Annotated in this window: 11 protein-coding genes; all 11 read right to left on the bottom strand. The window is 52.8% G+C overall.

Annotated features, from left to right (window positions below; genetic code table 11):
- Nucleotides 1-86: 86 nt before the first annotated feature.
- On the bottom strand, nt 87-2,189 hold the full coding sequence (gene fusA / locus V7028_RS14570; RefSeq protein WP_334120808.1) for an elongation factor G: 2,103 nt from the start codon (nt 2,187-2,189) through the stop codon (nt 87-89).
- A gap of 18 nt (nt 2,190-2,207) precedes the next feature.
- Complete coding sequence (gene rpsG / locus V7028_RS14565) at nt 2,208-2,678, bottom strand: 30S ribosomal protein S7 (protein WP_334120807.1); 471 nt, start codon at nt 2,676-2,678, stop codon at nt 2,208-2,210.
- A 114-nt stretch (nt 2,679-2,792) separates the two neighbouring features.
- On the bottom strand, nt 2,793-3,179 hold the full coding sequence (gene rpsL / locus V7028_RS14560; protein ID WP_334120806.1) for a 30S ribosomal protein S12: 387 nt from the start codon (nt 3,177-3,179) through the stop codon (nt 2,793-2,795).
- A gap of 143 nt (nt 3,180-3,322) precedes the next feature.
- Entirely contained in the window at nt 3,323-7,552 is a 4,230-nt protein-coding gene (gene rpoC / locus V7028_RS14555) for a DNA-directed RNA polymerase subunit beta' (RefSeq protein WP_334120805.1), read from the bottom strand.
- 23 nt (nt 7,553-7,575) lie between these two features.
- Nucleotides 7,576-11,685, bottom strand: a complete 4,110-nt coding sequence (rpoB, locus tag V7028_RS14550) for a DNA-directed RNA polymerase subunit beta (protein ID WP_334120804.1) — start codon at nt 11,683-11,685, stop codon at nt 7,576-7,578.
- Nucleotides 11,686-11,822: 137 nt separating this feature from the next.
- Entirely contained in the window at nt 11,823-12,197 is a 375-nt protein-coding gene (gene rplL, locus V7028_RS14545) for a 50S ribosomal protein L7/L12 (RefSeq protein ID WP_334120803.1), read from the bottom strand.
- Between the two features lie 47 nt (nt 12,198-12,244).
- Entirely contained in the window at nt 12,245-12,775 is a 531-nt protein-coding gene (gene rplJ / locus V7028_RS14540) for a 50S ribosomal protein L10 (RefSeq protein WP_334120802.1), read from the bottom strand.
- A gap of 222 nt (nt 12,776-12,997) precedes the next feature.
- Nucleotides 12,998-13,696: a 50S ribosomal protein L1 gene (gene rplA / locus V7028_RS14535; RefSeq protein ID WP_334120801.1), complete on the bottom strand. Its 699-nt coding sequence runs from the start codon at nt 13,694-13,696 to the stop codon at nt 12,998-13,000.
- Nucleotides 13,697-14,128, bottom strand: a complete 432-nt coding sequence (rplK, locus tag V7028_RS14530; protein WP_305563216.1) for a 50S ribosomal protein L11 — start codon at nt 14,126-14,128, stop codon at nt 13,697-13,699.
- 114 nt (nt 14,129-14,242) lie between these two features.
- Nucleotides 14,243-14,776, bottom strand: coding sequence for a transcription termination/antitermination protein NusG (nusG, locus tag V7028_RS14525; protein ID WP_334120800.1), 534 nt, complete (start codon nt 14,774-14,776; stop codon nt 14,243-14,245).
- The coding region (gene secE, locus V7028_RS14520; RefSeq protein ID WP_334120799.1) for a preprotein translocase subunit SecE at nt 14,776-15,077 on the bottom strand (302 nt) is incomplete at its 5' end. The genes secE and nusG, both read right to left, overlap by 1 nt.

Here is a 15,077-nt window from a genome sequence, read left to right as displayed (position 1 = left end):
CAATCGTTCCAACGTTTACGTGTGGCTTCTTGCGCTCAAACTTTTCTTTTGCCATTGCAAATACCTCGTCAGTTCTTTAATTTCAATTATTTGGCGCGGGCGCTGATCACAGCATCCGCTACGTTCTTGGGTGCTTCACTGTAGTGCTTGAATTCCATGCTGTACGTTGCACGACCCTGAGTCAGGGAGCGCAGCGTTGTGGAGTAACCAAACATTTCAGCCAAAGGCACTTCAGCCTTGATTGCCTTGCCACCACCAGGGATGTCATCCATACCCTGAACCACACCGCGACGTGAAGACAAATCGCCCATCACAGTACCAGCGTAATCTTCAGGCGACTCAACCTCAACAGCCATCATCGGCTCGAGCAGCACCGGGCTTGCGCGACGCATGCCCTCCTTGAAACCCATGGAGGCAGCAATCTTGAACGCTGTTTCGTTCGAGTCAACATCGTGATATGAACCGAAGTGCAAGGCCACTTTAATGTCTACAACCGGGTAACCAGCCAACACACCGTTGCTCAGGGATTCTTCAATACCCTTCTGAACCGCAGGGATGTATTCGCGAGGAACCACACCGCCCTTGATTTCATCAAGGAACTCAAAGCCCTTGCCCGCTTCGTTGGGCTCAACGCGGAGAACCACGTGACCATACTGACCGCGACCACCAGACTGGCGAACAAACTTGCCCTCAACTTCCTTGACCACGTTGCGGATCGTTTCGCGGTAGGCCACTTGTGGCTTGCCTACGTTGGCTTCAACACCAAATTCGCGCTTCATGCGGTCCACGATAATTTCGAGGTGCAATTCGCCCATACCAGCAATAATGGTTTGACCGGATTCTTCGTCGGTGCGAACACGGAATGAAGGATCTTCTGCTGCCAAACGCCCCAGGGCAATGCCCATTTTTTCCTGGTCTGTCTTGGTTTTTGGTTCCACAGCCTGAGCAATCACAGGCTCTGGGAACACCATGCGCTCCAAGGTAATGATCGCAGATGGATCACACAAGGTTTCACCGGTGGTCACGTCTTTCAAGCCCACGCAAGCGGCGATGTCGCCCGCGCGAATTTCTTCGACTTCCAAACGGTTATTGGCGTGCATCTGTACGATACGACCAATACGCTCTTTCTTACCGCGCACGGGGTTGTATACGGAGTCGCCCTTGTTCAGAACACCTGAGTACACACGTACGAATGTCAACTGGCCCACAAACGGGTCGGTCATCAGCTTGAAGGCCAACGCAGACAACTTTTCTTCGTCGTTGGCGTGGCGAACGATAGGCTCTTCATCTTCATCGGTGCCTGACACTGGTGGAATATCCACGGGTGATGGCAAGAAATCGATCACGGCGTCGAGCATGCGCTGAACACCCTTGTTCTTGAACGCTGTACCACAAAGCATCGGCTGAATTTCAGTCGAAATTGTGCGAGTGCGAATGCCCAAGATGATTTCGGCTTCGGACAAGCTACCTTCTTCAAGATACTTGTTCATCAATTCTTCAGAAGCTTCGGCCGCAGCTTCGACCATTAGCTCGCGCCACTTCTCAGCCTCGGCTTGCAATTCAGCAGGAATGTCACGGTAATCAAATTTCATGCCCTGAGACGCTTCATCCCAGTAAATGGCCTTCATCTTGATCAGATCAACAACGCCCTGGAACTTCTCTTCGGTACCGATCGGAATCACGATGGGCACAGGGTTGGCACGCAAACGCAACTTCATTTGCTCAACAACCTTAAAAAAGTTGGCACCCGTGCGGTCCATCTTGTTAACAAAGGCCAAACGGGGCACTTTGTATTTGTTGGCCTGACGCCATACTGTTTCAGACTGGGGCTGAACGCCACCTACCGCACAGTACACCATGCAAGCACCGTCCAACACGCGCATGGAACGCTCAACTTCAATGGTGAAGTCTACGTGCCCGGGGGTGTCGATGATGTTAAAGCGGTGCTCCGGATAGGAATTGTCCATGCCTTTCCAGAAACAGGTTGTGGCAGCGGAAGTAATGGTAATACCACGCTCTTGTTCCTGTTCCATCCAATCCATGGTGGCCGCACCGTCGTGCACTTCACCAATTTTGTGACTGACGCCCGTGTAAAACAGGATACGTTCAGTCGTTGTGGTTTTCCCGGCATCAATGTGCGCGGAAATACCAATGTTTCGATATCGCTCAATGGGCGTCTTACGAGCCATTTGCTACTCCAGTTAAATTTAGAATCGGAAATGCGAGAAGGCTTTGTTGGCTTCAGCCATGCGGTGCACTTCATCACGCTTCTTCATCGCACCACCGCGACCTTCAGCCGCCTCAAGCAGTTCACCTGCAAGGCGAAGATCCATGGACTTTTCACTACGCTTTTTGGCTGCTTCACGCACCCAACGCATGGCCAGCGCCAAACGACGTGAGGGACGAACTTCCACCGGAACCTGGTAGTTCGCGCCACCGACGCGGCGAGACTTCACTTCAACAACAGGCTTCACGTTGTTGATCGCGGCATTAAACACCTCGAGTGGGTCTTTGCCAGCTTTGGTTGAGATGCTGTCAAAAGCACCATAAATGATTCGTTCAGCAACAGCTTTCTTGCCAGACAACATGATAACGTTCATGAATTTGGCAACTTCTGTGCTATGAAACTTTGGATCTGGCAGCACTTCTCTGCGCTGCACTTCGCGACGACGTGGCATCTTGACTATTCCTTTATCTTCAGCGTGGGCAATCCCACTTATGCATCTGCTTACTCGACACACCAGATGTGTGCCGCACGGAATGCGGTTTTAAATTGACCAACAGTAAAAAAATTACTTGGCCTTGGCTGCTTTAGGACGCTTCGAACCATACTTGGAACGAGATTGTTTACGGTCCTTAACGCCTTGCAAGTCGAGCGAACCACGCACGATGTGATAACGCACACCAGGCAAGTCTTTTACACGACCGCCACGGATCAAGACTACAGAGTGTTCCTGCAAGTTGTGGCCTTCACCACCAATGTAGGAAATCACTTCGAAGCCGTTGGTCAGGCGAACTTTGGCTACTTTACGCAGCGCAGAGTTAGGTTTTTTAGGAGTTGTTGTGTAAACACGAGTACACACGCCACGCTTCTGAGGGCAATCCTCAAGCGCGGGGCTTTTGCTCTTCATGGTCACACTGGTGCGTGGTTTACGCACTAGTTGATTAATGGTTGGCATAGTTCCAGTTCCGGTTAAAAAAACAAAAGGGCTACGGGCGTGCCCGCAGCCAATTTAGCCCGCGATTGTATTCCAAAATACTGTCGCGGGTCAATCCTGATGGCAATCTTTTCATCTTGCCATTTCATATTCCAGTCAACGACTTAAGACTCTTCTGAACCCTCGGACGCTGGCAGGTTGAACAGGGCCTCGGCTTGCGCCCGAGGATCATGCTCGGCTTCCATCAAACGCAACTCTTCAGCTTCGCGACCTTCCTTGTCCTTTCGGGCTCTGTGGAAGGCCATGCCTGTACCCGCAGGTATCAGGCGACCAACGATGACGTTTTCTTTCAGGCCACGCAATTCATCGCGCTTGCCCATGATGGCCGCCTCGGTCAATACACGGGTTGTCTCCTGGAAGGAAGCAGCCGAGATGAACGAATCGGTCGACAAGGACGCTTTGGTAATACCCAGCAAAATGTTCTGGTGCGTGGCTTCGCGCTTGTTCTCGCTGCGCATTTTGTCGTTTGCATCCAACAGCTCGGAGCGCTCGACCTGCTCGCCGGGGATCAGGCCGGTTTCACCCGGATCATCCACATTCACGCGACGCAACATTTGACGAACAATCACTTCAATGTGCTTGTCGTTGATCTTTACACCCTGCAAACGGTAAACGTCTTGCACTTCGTCCACGATGTAGCGGGCCAGCGCTTCGATGCCCAACAAACGGAGGATGTCGTGCGGATCGGCTGGGCCGTCCACAATCGATTCACCCTTGTTGACGACCTGACCATCGTGCACCAGTACGTGCTTGTCTTTGGGGATCAAGAACTCATGGGAAACGCCATCCAGGTCGGTAATGACCAAACGCTGCTTGCCCTTGGTGTCTTTACCGAAGGACACCGTACCGGTGACTTCGGCCAACATGCCAGCGTCTTTCGGTGAACGGGCTTCAAACAGTTCGGCCACACGGGGAAGACCACCGGTAATGTCACGGGTTTTCTGGCTTTCCTGAGGAATACGCGCCAACACTTCGCCCACGGACACATCCTGGTTGTCACGAACGGTAATCAGTGCGCCGACCGGGAAGCTGATGTTCACGGAGTGATCCGAGCCGGCAATTTTCACGTCATTGCCCTGCGGGTCGATCAACTTGACCTGGGGACGCTCGCCCTTGCTGCCTGCGGTACGACGCTTGGCATCGATAACCACCAACGTAGACAAACCGGTCACATCGTCAATCTGCTTGGCAACGGTAGCACCCTCTTCGATGTTCTCGAAGCGGATTTTGCCAGCGTATTCGGTCACGATCGGGCGTGTCAACGGGTCCCAGGTTGCCAGCATGGTGCCAGCTTTAACCTGATTGCCATCGAGTACGGCCAGTGTTGCACCGTAGGGCACTTTGTGACGTTCGCGTTCACGGCCGAAGTCGTCGGTAATCAACACCTCGCCAGAACGGGAAATAACAATTTGCTCGCCCTTGCCGTTGGTGACGTAACGCATGGTGGCGGTGAAACGGATTACGCCGTTTGACTTGGCCTCAATGCTGGACACCACAGCGGCACGCGACGCTGCACCACCAATGTGGAAGGTACGCATGGTCAGCTGGGTACCGGGTTCACCGATGGACTGCGCGGCGATCACGCCAACAGCTTCACCGTTGTTGACCAGATAACCACGACCCAGATCGCGACCGTAACACTTGGCACACAGGCCATAGCGCGTTTCACAGGACAGCGGTGTGCGCACGCGCACTTCGTCGATGCCCAAATGGTCGATCAGCTCCACTGCGTCTTCGTCGAGCAGCTTGCCCACTTCAAACACGGTTTCCTGCGTTTCAGGGTTCACCACATCGGACACCACAACGCGGCCAAGAATTCGGTCGCGCAGCGCTTCGATGACTTCACCACCTTCAACCAGGGCCTTCATGGCCACGCCGTTGGAGGTGCCGCAGTCGTCTTCTACCACCACCAAGTCCTGGGTCACATCGACCAGGCGACGTGTCAGGTAACCGGAGTTCGCTGTTTTCAAAGCCGTATCGGCCAGACCTTTACGCGCGCCGTGTGTTGAAATGAAGTACTGCAACACGTTCAGACCCTCGCGGAAGTTCGCGATGATCGGCGTTTCAATGATGGAGCCGTCTGGCTTGGCCATCAGGCCACGCATACCGGCCAACTGACGGATCTGCGCTGCAGAACCACGGGCACCCGAGTCGGCCATCATGTAAATCGCGTTGAACGATTCCTGGCGCACTTCGTTGCCATTGCGGTCGATCACTGGCTCGGTCGCCAATTGTTCCATCATGGCCTTGCCCACCTGGTCGCCTGCACGGCCCCAGATATCAACAACCTTGTTGTAACGTTCGCCTTGGGTTACCAGACCCGAGGTGTACTGAGACTGAATTTCTTTCACTTCTGCTTCAGCAGCAGCGATGATGACTTGCTTCTGCGCTGGCACAACCATGTCGCCCATGGCGATTGAAATACCGCCACGCGTGGCCATGCGGAAACCAAACTGCATCAGTTTGTCGGCAAAAATCACTGTTTCACGCAGACCACAGCGACGGAAAGACGCGTTGATCAAACGGGAAATCTCTTTCTTCTTCAAAGGACGATCGATGAAGGAGAATGGCAGGCCCGGCGGCAGAATTTCTGAGAGCAAGGCACGGCCAACGGTTGTTTCGTAGCGTGTGCGCTTGGATGTCTTCTCGCCTGTTTCCTTGTTCACATCGTATTCGGTGATGCGAACGGTAACGCGGGTGGCCAATTCCACTTCTTTGTTGTCGTAGGCGCGATTTGCTTCGCCCACATCGGAGAACATGATGCCTTCGTTCTTGCCGTTTACCCTGTCGCGAGTGGTGTAGTACAGACCCAATACGATGTCTTGTGAAGGAACAATCGAGGGATCACCGTTGGCGGGGAACAGCACGTTGTTCGAGGCCAGCATCAAGGTACGCGCTTCGATTTGCGCCTCGATTGACAAAGGCACGTGAACCGCCATTTGGTCACCGTCAAAGTCGGCGTTGAACGCGGCACAAACCAGTGGGTGCAATTGAATGGCCTTGCCTTCAATCAATACGGGCTCGAAAGCCTGAATACCCAAGCGGTGTAGCGTTGGCGCACGGTTCAACATGACCGGATGCTCGCGAATCACTTCTTCCAGAATGTCCCACACGATGGGTTCCTGGTTTTCAACGAATTTCTTGGCCTGCTTGATGGTGGTTGCAATGCCCATCACTTCCAAGCGATTGAAAATGAATGGCTTGAACAGCTCGAGCGCCATCAGCTTGGGCAAACCGCACTGGTGCAGTTTGAGCTGTGGGCCCACCACGATCACGGAACGACCGGAGTAGTCCACGCGCTTGCCCAGCAAGTTTTGACGGAAACGACCGCCCTTGCCTTTGATCATGTCAGCCAATGACTTCAATGGGCGCTTGTTGGCACCTGTCATGGCTTTGCCGCGACGACCGTTGTCCAGCAATGAATCAACGGCTTCCTGCAACATGCGCTTTTCGTTGCGCACGATGATGTCGGGTGCGTTCAGTTCCAGCAGACGCTTCAAACGGTTATTGCGGTTGATCACACGACGGTAGAGGTCGTTAAGATCGGAGGTCGCAAAACGACCACCGTCCAGCGGTACCAATGGGCGCAATTCCGGCGGCAGCACGGGCAGCACTTCCAGAATCATCCACTCGGGCTTGATGCCGGACTTTTGGAAACCCTCAAGCACCTTCAAGCGCTTGGCGATTTTCTTGATCTTGGCTTCGGAATTGGTAGTGCCCAATTCTTCGCGCAGTGTGGTCACTTCGCGGTCGATGTCGATGGACTTCAGCAATTCGCGAATGCCCTCAGCACCCATGAACGCGACGAAGTCGTCACCGTACTCTTCCTGTTTGGCGAGGTAGTCTTCTTCGGTCAGCAATTGCGCGCGCTTGAGCGGGGTCATGCCGGGTTCGACAACCACGAAGCCTTCGAAGTACAACACGCGCTCAATGTCGCGCAGGGTCATGTCCAGCACCATGCCCAAACGGGATGGCAGTGACTTCAGGAACCAGATGTGCGCGACAGGCGATGCAAGGTCGATGTGGCCCATGCGTTCGCGACGCACTTTGGCCAATGTAACTTCAACGCCGCACTTCTCGCAGATGACGCCGCGGTGCTTTAAACGCTTGTACTTGCCGCACAGGCATTCATAGTCTTTGATTGGGCCAAAAATCTTGGCACAAAACAGACCATCGCGCTCGGGCTTGAAGGTACGGTAGTTGATGGTTTCAGGCTTTTTAACTTCACCGAAAGACCACGAACGGATTTTGTCGGGCGATGCGATCGCAATCTTGATTGCGTCGAACTGCTCGTCTTGCTGGACCTGCTTAAACAGATCTAATAAAGCTTTCATTTAAATACCTCCGTCGCGACCGATCAATTACGGTCCAGATCAATATCAATACCGAGTGAGCGGATTTCTTTCACGAGTACGTTGAAAGATTCCGGCATACCGGCATCGATCGTGTGATCACCTTTGACCAAATTCTCATACACCTTCGTACGACCATTCACGTCATCTGACTTCACAGTCAGCATTTCCTGCAGAACGTACGATGCGCCATATGCTTCCAAAGCCCACACTTCCATTTCACCGAAACGCTGACCACCAAACTGGGCTTTACCGCCCAATGGCTGCTGTGTAACCAGTGAGTACGGACCGGTTGAACGGGCGTGCATTTTGTCGTCGACCAAGTGGTGCAGCTTCAGCACGTGTTTGTAGCCGACAGTGACTTTGCGGTCGAATGCATCACCTGTGCGACCGTCATACAATGTCACTTGGGTTTTGGACTCGTTAAAGCCCAAGGCCTGCATGCGTGGGTCTTCGTCGGGGTACGCCAGACGAAGCATTTCCAGAATGTCTTCTTCGTTTGCACCGTCGAATACCGGCGTGGCGAAAGGCATACCCTTGGTCAGGTTCTTGCCCATGTTGACTATTTCCAGATCAGTCAGGGAATCGAGATCAACTGTGGTGCCTGTGCCGTTGTACACCTTGTGCAGGTATTCACGCAGACGCGCCACGGCATTCTGTTCACGCAACATTTCATTGATGCGATCGCCAATGCCCTTGGAAGCCCAACCCAGGTGGGTTTCCAGAATTTGACCCACGTTCATACGTGAAGGAACACCCAATGGGTTCAACACGATGTCCACGGGACGACCATCGGCCATGTGTGGCAAGTCTTCCACGGGAACGATCTTGGAGACCACACCCTTGTTACCGTGACGGCCGGCCATTTTGTCACCCGGCTGCAAGCGACGCTTGACTGCCAGGTAAACCTTGACCATTTTCAGAACGCCTGGTGGCAGTTCGTCGCCCTGTGTCAACTTTTTGCGCTTTTCTTCAAAAGCCAAATCAAACTGGTGACGCTTGTCTTCAATGGACTTTTTCAGTGTTTCGAGCTGGCCCGCGGCTTCTTCTTCCGCAAGGCGAATGTCGAACCAATGGTGATGATCCACTTCTTTCAGGTATTCAGCAGTGATTTTGCTGCCCTTGGCCAGTTTGGCCGGACCACCGTTGGCCACTTTACCCACCAGGAAACGCTCGATACGGCTGAATGCATCGGCTTCAACAATACGCATCTGGTCGTTCAAGTCGAGGCGATAGCGCTTCAATTCATCGTCAATGATGGACTGGGCGCGCTTGTCGCGCACGATGCCTTCGCGGGTGAATACCTGAACGTCGATCACGGTACCTGTCATGCCGGAAGGCACGCGCAAGGAGGTGTCTTTCACGTCAGAGGCTTTCTCACCAAAAATGGCGCGCAGCAGCTTTTCTTCCGGCGTGAGCTGGGTTTCGCCTTTTGGCGTCACCTTGCCCACCATAACATCGCCGGCCTGCACTTCAGCGCCGATGTACACGATGCCGGATTCATCCAGACGTGACAGCTGCGCTTCAGACAGATTAGAAATGTCGCGTGTAATTTCTTCTGAACCCAACTTGGTGTCGCGGGCAACCACGGACAACTCTTCGATGTGAATCGAGGTGTAGCGATCTTCGGCAACCACGCGCTCGGAGATCAGGATTGAATCTTCGAAGTTGTAACCGTTCCAGGGCATGAACGCGACCAGCATGTTCTGACCCAGGGCCAATTCGCCAAGGTCGGTGGATGCACCGTCGGCGATTACATCGCCCTTGGCAATGATGTCGCCCTTGTTCACGATGGGACGCTGATTGATGTTGGTGTTCTGGTTGGAACGTGTGTACTTGGTCAGGTTGTAGATGTCTACACCGACTGAACCCGATTCCACTTCGTTGTCGTTCACACGAATCACGATGCGGTTTGCATCCACGTAATCCACAACACCACCATGGTCGGCCACGATCACTGTGCCCGAGTCAACGGCAACAGTACGCTCAATGCCGGTACCGGCAAATGGCTTTTCAGGACGCAGACATGGAACAGCCTGACGCTGCATGTTTGCACCCATCAAGGCGCGGTTCGCATCGTCGTGTTCCAGAAATGGGATCAGGGAAGCAGCAACAGACACGATCTGGCCAGGCGCAACGTCCATCAGCTCAACGCCAGACGGATCCATCAATTCAAATTCACCGGCCACACGACATGAAACCAGATCACCGACCAGGCGCTTCTTGCCGTCGATTTCGGCGTTCGCCTGCGCGATCACGAAACGACCCTCTTCAATGGCGGACAGGTACACGATCTCATCGGACACCACACCACCCTCAACCTTGCGGTAAGGTGTTTCCAGGAAACCGTACTCGTTCAAACGAGCAAACATCGCCATGGAGTTGATCAGGCCAATGTTTGGACCTTCCGGTGTTTCGATTGGACACACACGACCATAGTGGGTTGTATGTACGTCTCGAACTTCGAAGCCAGCGCGCTCGCGGGTCAGACCGCCTGGGCCCAGGGCTGAAACACGACGCTTGTGCGTGATTTCAGACAGCGGGTTGGTTTGGTCCATAAACTGCGACAGCTGGGACGAACCAAAGAATTCTTTGATCGCTGCAGAAATTGGTTTGGAGTTGATCAGGTCATGCGGCATCAGGTTTTCGGCTTCCGCCTGACCCAAACGCTCTTTCACGGCTCGCTCAACACGCACCAAGCCAGCACGGAACTGGTTCTCCGCCAATTCACCCACACAACGAACACGGCGGTTGCCCAAGTGGTCGATGTCGTCGATTTCGCCGTTGCCGTTACGCAGGTCAACCAGAATCTTGATTACAGCCAGGATGTCGGCGTCTTGCAGCACCATGGCGCCTTCCACTTCCGGACGGCCAACACGGCGGTTGAACTTCATACGACCCACACGCGACAGGTCGTAAGAATCTTCGCTGTAGAACAGGCGGTTGAACAACATTTCTACCGCTTCTTCCGTGGGCGGCTCACCTGGACGCATCATGCGATAAATGGCCACGCGCGCAGCAGTTTGATCCGCGGTTTCGTCGGTGCGCAGGGTTTGCGAAATGTAGGCACCGTGATCAAGTTCGTTGGTGAAAATGGTTTCAACAATTTTCACGCCAGCATCACGGATCTTGCCCATGATTTCTTCCGTGATTTCATCATTGGCGGAAGCCACAACTTCGCCGGTGCTTCCATCAACAATATTCTTGGCCAGGGTGCGGCCAATCAGGAAGTCTTCAGGCACGGAGATTTTCTTCAAGCCAGCCGCTTCAATGTCGCGAATGTGCTTGGCGTTAATACGCTTGTCTTTTTGAACCAGCACCTTGCCGGCTTTGTCGACGATATCGAACTTGGCCACTTCACCCTTCAAACGGGAAGTGATCAATTCCATCGACGCACCTTCGGATTTGATTTCGAACTGGTCGAAGTCAAAGAAGGTGGACAGGATTTGCTCGCTGTTCATGCCGATGGCTTTGAGCAAAATCGTGACGGGCATCTTGCGGCGACGGTCAACACGGAAGTAGAGCACGTCTTTCGGATCGAATTCGAAATCGAGCCAAGAGCCACGATAAGGAATTATACGAGCAGAGAACAACAACTTGCCGGAACTGTGTGTTTTGCCACGGTCGTGCTCAAAGAATACGCCAGGCGAACGGTGCAACTGAGACACGATAACGCGCTCAGTGCCGTTGATCACGAAGGATCCGTTCTGCGTCATGAGCGGCAATTCGCCCATGTACACTTCCTGCTCTTTCACTTCTTTCACCGTGGGCTTGCTGGCCTCGCGATCCAGAAGTACCAAGCGAACACGCGCACGAAGCGGCGAACAGAAAGTCAGGCCACGCTGTTGACATTCCTTGACGTCAAAAGCAGGTTCGCCAAGCGCGTACTGCACGAACTCCAGGCGGGCATAGCCATTGTGCGAAACAATTGGGAACACAGACTGGAACGCCGCCTGTAGCCCCTGTTCTGCGCGTTTTTCAACCGGGAGACCCAGTTGAAGAAAGTCAGTGTAAGAGTCAAGTTGAGTGGTGAGAAGGTACGGTACATCCAAAACTGGAGGCCGTTTCGCAAAGCTTTTGCGTATGCGTTTTTTCTCGGTGGCAGAGTAAGACATATTTTCTGTCCTGATGTCGAGCGGATTAAGCGATATGCATGTGTTCTACACATGGCTTAACACACTCTGGTTGTAATCGCTTTCTCAAGCGCAAAAAGCCCGGAGGCAAAAACCCCCGGGCATTTCAAAAACCGACATTACTTAACGTCGACTTTTGCACCAGCTTCTTCAAGTTGCTTCTTGACGTCGTCAGCTTCAGCTTTGGAAACGCCTTCCTTAACAGCCTTGGGTGCGCCGTCAACCAGGTCTTTCGCTTCTTTCAGGCCAAGACCTGTCAGTGCGCGAACAACCTTAATTACGTTTACTTTGCTTTCGCCAGCAGCAGTCAGAATTACGTCAAATTCTGTCTTCTCTTCAACGGCAGCAGCGCCACCAGCGGCAGGAGCAGCAACTGCAACAGCAGCAGCGGCAGCAGAAACGCCAAACTTTTCTTCCATTTCTTTGATCAGTTCGGACAGTTCGAGTACGGTCATGCCAGAGATGGCATCCAGGATTTCGGCTTTAGTGGCCATGTGAGTATTCTCCAGTTAAAAGTTTGATTCGGCTATCTTGAAAAAAGTTAAGCAGCTTGCGATTCTTTCTGATCACGAACGGCAGCCAAACCGCGAACAAACTTCGTAGGTACTTCGTTGAGCGTACGTACGAATGTTGCGATTGGTGCTTGCATCGTGCCCAGCAATTTCGACAGAAGCTCGTCACGACTAGGCATGGTGGCCAAGGCCTTCACACCGTCTACACCCATTACCTGACCAGGCAGCGCGCCGCCAGTCAGAATGAGCTTGTCGTTTGTCTTCGCGAAATTGACCAACACTTTGGCTGCTGCAACGGGATCAGTACTGATACCGTAAATCAGCGGACCAGCCATTTTGCTGGACAGGCCTTCAAAGGCTGTACCGGCAATGGCTCGCTTTGCCAAGGTGTTCTTCAGAACACGCAAATAAACACCCGCTGCACGAGCTTCCTTGCGGAGCTGCGTCACACTTTCTACAGACAGACCACGATATTCAGCAACAACCACCGATTGAGCACTGGCCAGTTGACCGGTGATCTCTTCAATGACTGCTGCTTTTTCTTGGCGATTTAATGCCACGGTCTTTCTCCAAAAAGAAGCGCTTATTGCACTGTTTAAAACAGGCGACCGAAATCAAGCTTTGAACATTCATTCATTACTTTTACTCGGGACCGCCATCTAGGTTGGATGGTTTTTTTAAAAGATCGGGTTTGAAAACAAACCTTCAATTTCCAACGGTCTTTGACAACCTGCATTTACCGACAAATCAGCGACAAGTCGGTAATTGCAGCCCAAAGTTCTTTATTGACCCAAAACCGAAGCTTGGTCAACGCGTAAGCCACCACCCATGGTGCTGGATACGGCAATTTTTCTCAGGTACACACCTTTGGACGATGCTGGCTTGGATTTGTTCAATGCATCCAGCAAAGCTGACAGATTGGACTTCAGCTTCTCAACGTCAAATGAGGCGCGACCGATTGTGCAATGGATGATGCCGGCCTTGTCGGTACGGAACTGAACTTGACCGGCCTTGGCGTTTTTAACCGCTGTGGCCACATCAGGAGTTACAGTGCCCACTTTCGGGTTTGGCATCAGACCACGTGGGCCCAGAATTTGACCCAAAGTACCCACGATACGCATTGTGTCGGGGGAAGCAATGACCACATCGAAGTTCATGTTGCCTGCTTTTACTTCAGCAGCCAGGTCGTCCATGCCCACGATGTCGGCACCGGCGGCCTTGGCTTCTTCAGCTTTGGCGCCCTGCGCAAACACGGCCACGCGAACAGTTTTACCTGTACCGGCTGGCAGAACCACTGAACCACGAACCACCTGGTCTGATTTGCGTGCATCAACGCCCAACTGGATGGCCGCATCAACGGACTCATCAAACTTGGCAGTCGCTGTTTCCTTGATCAGACCCAGGGCTTGATCTACGGGATATACAGCGTTGCGGTCAATTTTCGCGCGCAACGCTTGAGTGCGTTTAGACAACTTAGCCATTTATAGACCCTCCACCACGATGCCCATGCTGCGGGCTGAACCAGCGATGGTGCGTACAGCAGCATCCATGTCAGCAGCGGTCAGGTCAGGCATCTTTGTTTTTGCAATTTCTTCAGCTTGTTCGCGGGTGATCTTGCCCACTTTGTCCAAATGAGGACGTGGCGAACCCTTGGTGACCTTCGCTGCTTTCTTGATCAGCACGGTTGCAGGAGGGGTCTTCATGATGAACGTGAAAGACTTGTCTGCAAATGCGGTGATTACCACTGGAATTGGCAAACCTGGCTCCAAGCCTTGAGTTTGGGCGTTAAACGCCTTACAGAATTCCATGATGTTCAGACCACGCTGACCCAGTGCTGGACCGATGGGCGGGGATGGATTTGCTTTACCAGCCGGTACTTGCAGCTTGATAAAGCCAATAATTTTCTTGGCCATTGAAATTTCTCCGTGAGTTCAAACGCAGCAAATGCCGCTCCTCGTATTGCTTGAATTACCGTTCACCCTGTCAGCAATCTAATACAGGCGGCGGGAAAACTTGCTGCTTTCAGATCAAACTTTTTCGACCTGGTGAAAGTCGAGCTCTACGGGTGTGGCGCGACCAAAAATGGTCACCGACACGCGAAGCTTGCTTTTCTCGTAATTAATTTCTTCAACGTTGCCATTGAAGTCTGCAAAGGGGCCTTCCTTGACACGAACCATTTCGCCAACTTCATACAACACTTTGGGACGTGGCTTTTCAGCGCCGTCTTGCATCTGCTTCATGATTTTGTCGACTTCTTTTTGTGAAATCGGCGTGGGACGGTTGCCCGTGCCACCAATAAAGCCAGTCACTTTTGGTGTGTTTTTAACCAAGTGCCAGGAATCGTCAGTCATCTCCATCTCAACCAGCACATAGCCGGGAAAAAAGCGACGCTCAGAAATTGATTTCTGACCGCCCTTGATTTCCACCACTTCCTCGGAAGGAACCAGAATTTGACTGAACAAATCTGCGAACTCAGAACGGTCAATGCGCTCTTGCAACGATCTCTGCACGCTTTTCTCGAGCCCCGAGTAAACATGCACCACGTACCAGCGTTTTGACATTATATAGTCCACCCTAAAATCAGATCGTAGAAGACCCACTCAAGCGTTTTGTCCACCGCAAGCAGGTAGATCGACATGATCAACACGAACACAAAGACCACACCGGTCATTTGCATGCCTTCCTTGCGGGTGGGCCAAACAACGCGCTTGGCTTCATTCACCGAATCTTTGGCGAAACCCGTGAATCGCCTCCCGGTCTGCGACAGCAAAAAACTACCGACAGCCAGCACGACACCCAGCAAAACCACACCAAGGCGAATGAAGAAATCTTCTGCCGACAAAACCTGATAAGCCACCGCAC

It is taken from the genome of Limnobacter sp. (assembly GCF_036846585.1).
GTDB lineage: Bacteria > Pseudomonadota > Gammaproteobacteria > Burkholderiales > Burkholderiaceae_B > Limnobacter.
Note: the sequence above shows the minus strand (reverse complement) of the source record. Positions and strands in the feature narration are given on the sequence as shown.

What these genes read in the sequence shown, in the direction of transcription:
- fusA (WP_334120808.1), bottom strand. Translation starts at nt 2,189, where the DNA reads ATGGCTCGTAAGACGCCCATTGAGCGATATCGAAACATTGGTATTTCC.
- rpsG (WP_334120807.1), bottom strand. Translation starts at nt 2,678, where the DNA reads ATGCCACGTCGTCGCGAAGTGCAGCGCAGAGAAGTGCTGCCAGATCCA.
- rpsL (WP_334120806.1), bottom strand. Translation starts at nt 3,179, where the DNA reads ATGCCAACCATTAATCAACTAGTGCGTAAACCACGCACCAGTGTGACC.
- rpoC (WP_334120805.1), bottom strand. Translation starts at nt 7,552, where the DNA reads ATGAAAGCTTTATTAGATCTGTTTAAGCAGGTCCAGCAAGACGAGCAG.
- rpoB (WP_334120804.1), bottom strand. Translation starts at nt 11,685, where the DNA reads ATGTCTTACTCTGCCACCGAGAAAAAACGCATACGCAAAAGCTTTGCG.
- rplL (WP_334120803.1), bottom strand. Translation starts at nt 12,197, where the DNA reads ATGGCCACTAAAGCCGAAATCCTGGATGCCATCTCTGGCATGACCGTA.
- rplA (WP_334120801.1), bottom strand. Translation starts at nt 13,696, where the DNA reads ATGGCTAAGTTGTCTAAACGCACTCAAGCGTTGCGCGCGAAAATTGAC.
- rplK (WP_305563216.1), bottom strand. Translation starts at nt 14,128, where the DNA reads ATGGCCAAGAAAATTATTGGCTTTATCAAGCTGCAAGTACCGGCTGGT.
- nusG (WP_334120800.1), bottom strand. Translation starts at nt 14,776, where the DNA reads ATGTCAAAACGCTGGTACGTGGTGCATGTTTACTCGGGGCTCGAGAAA.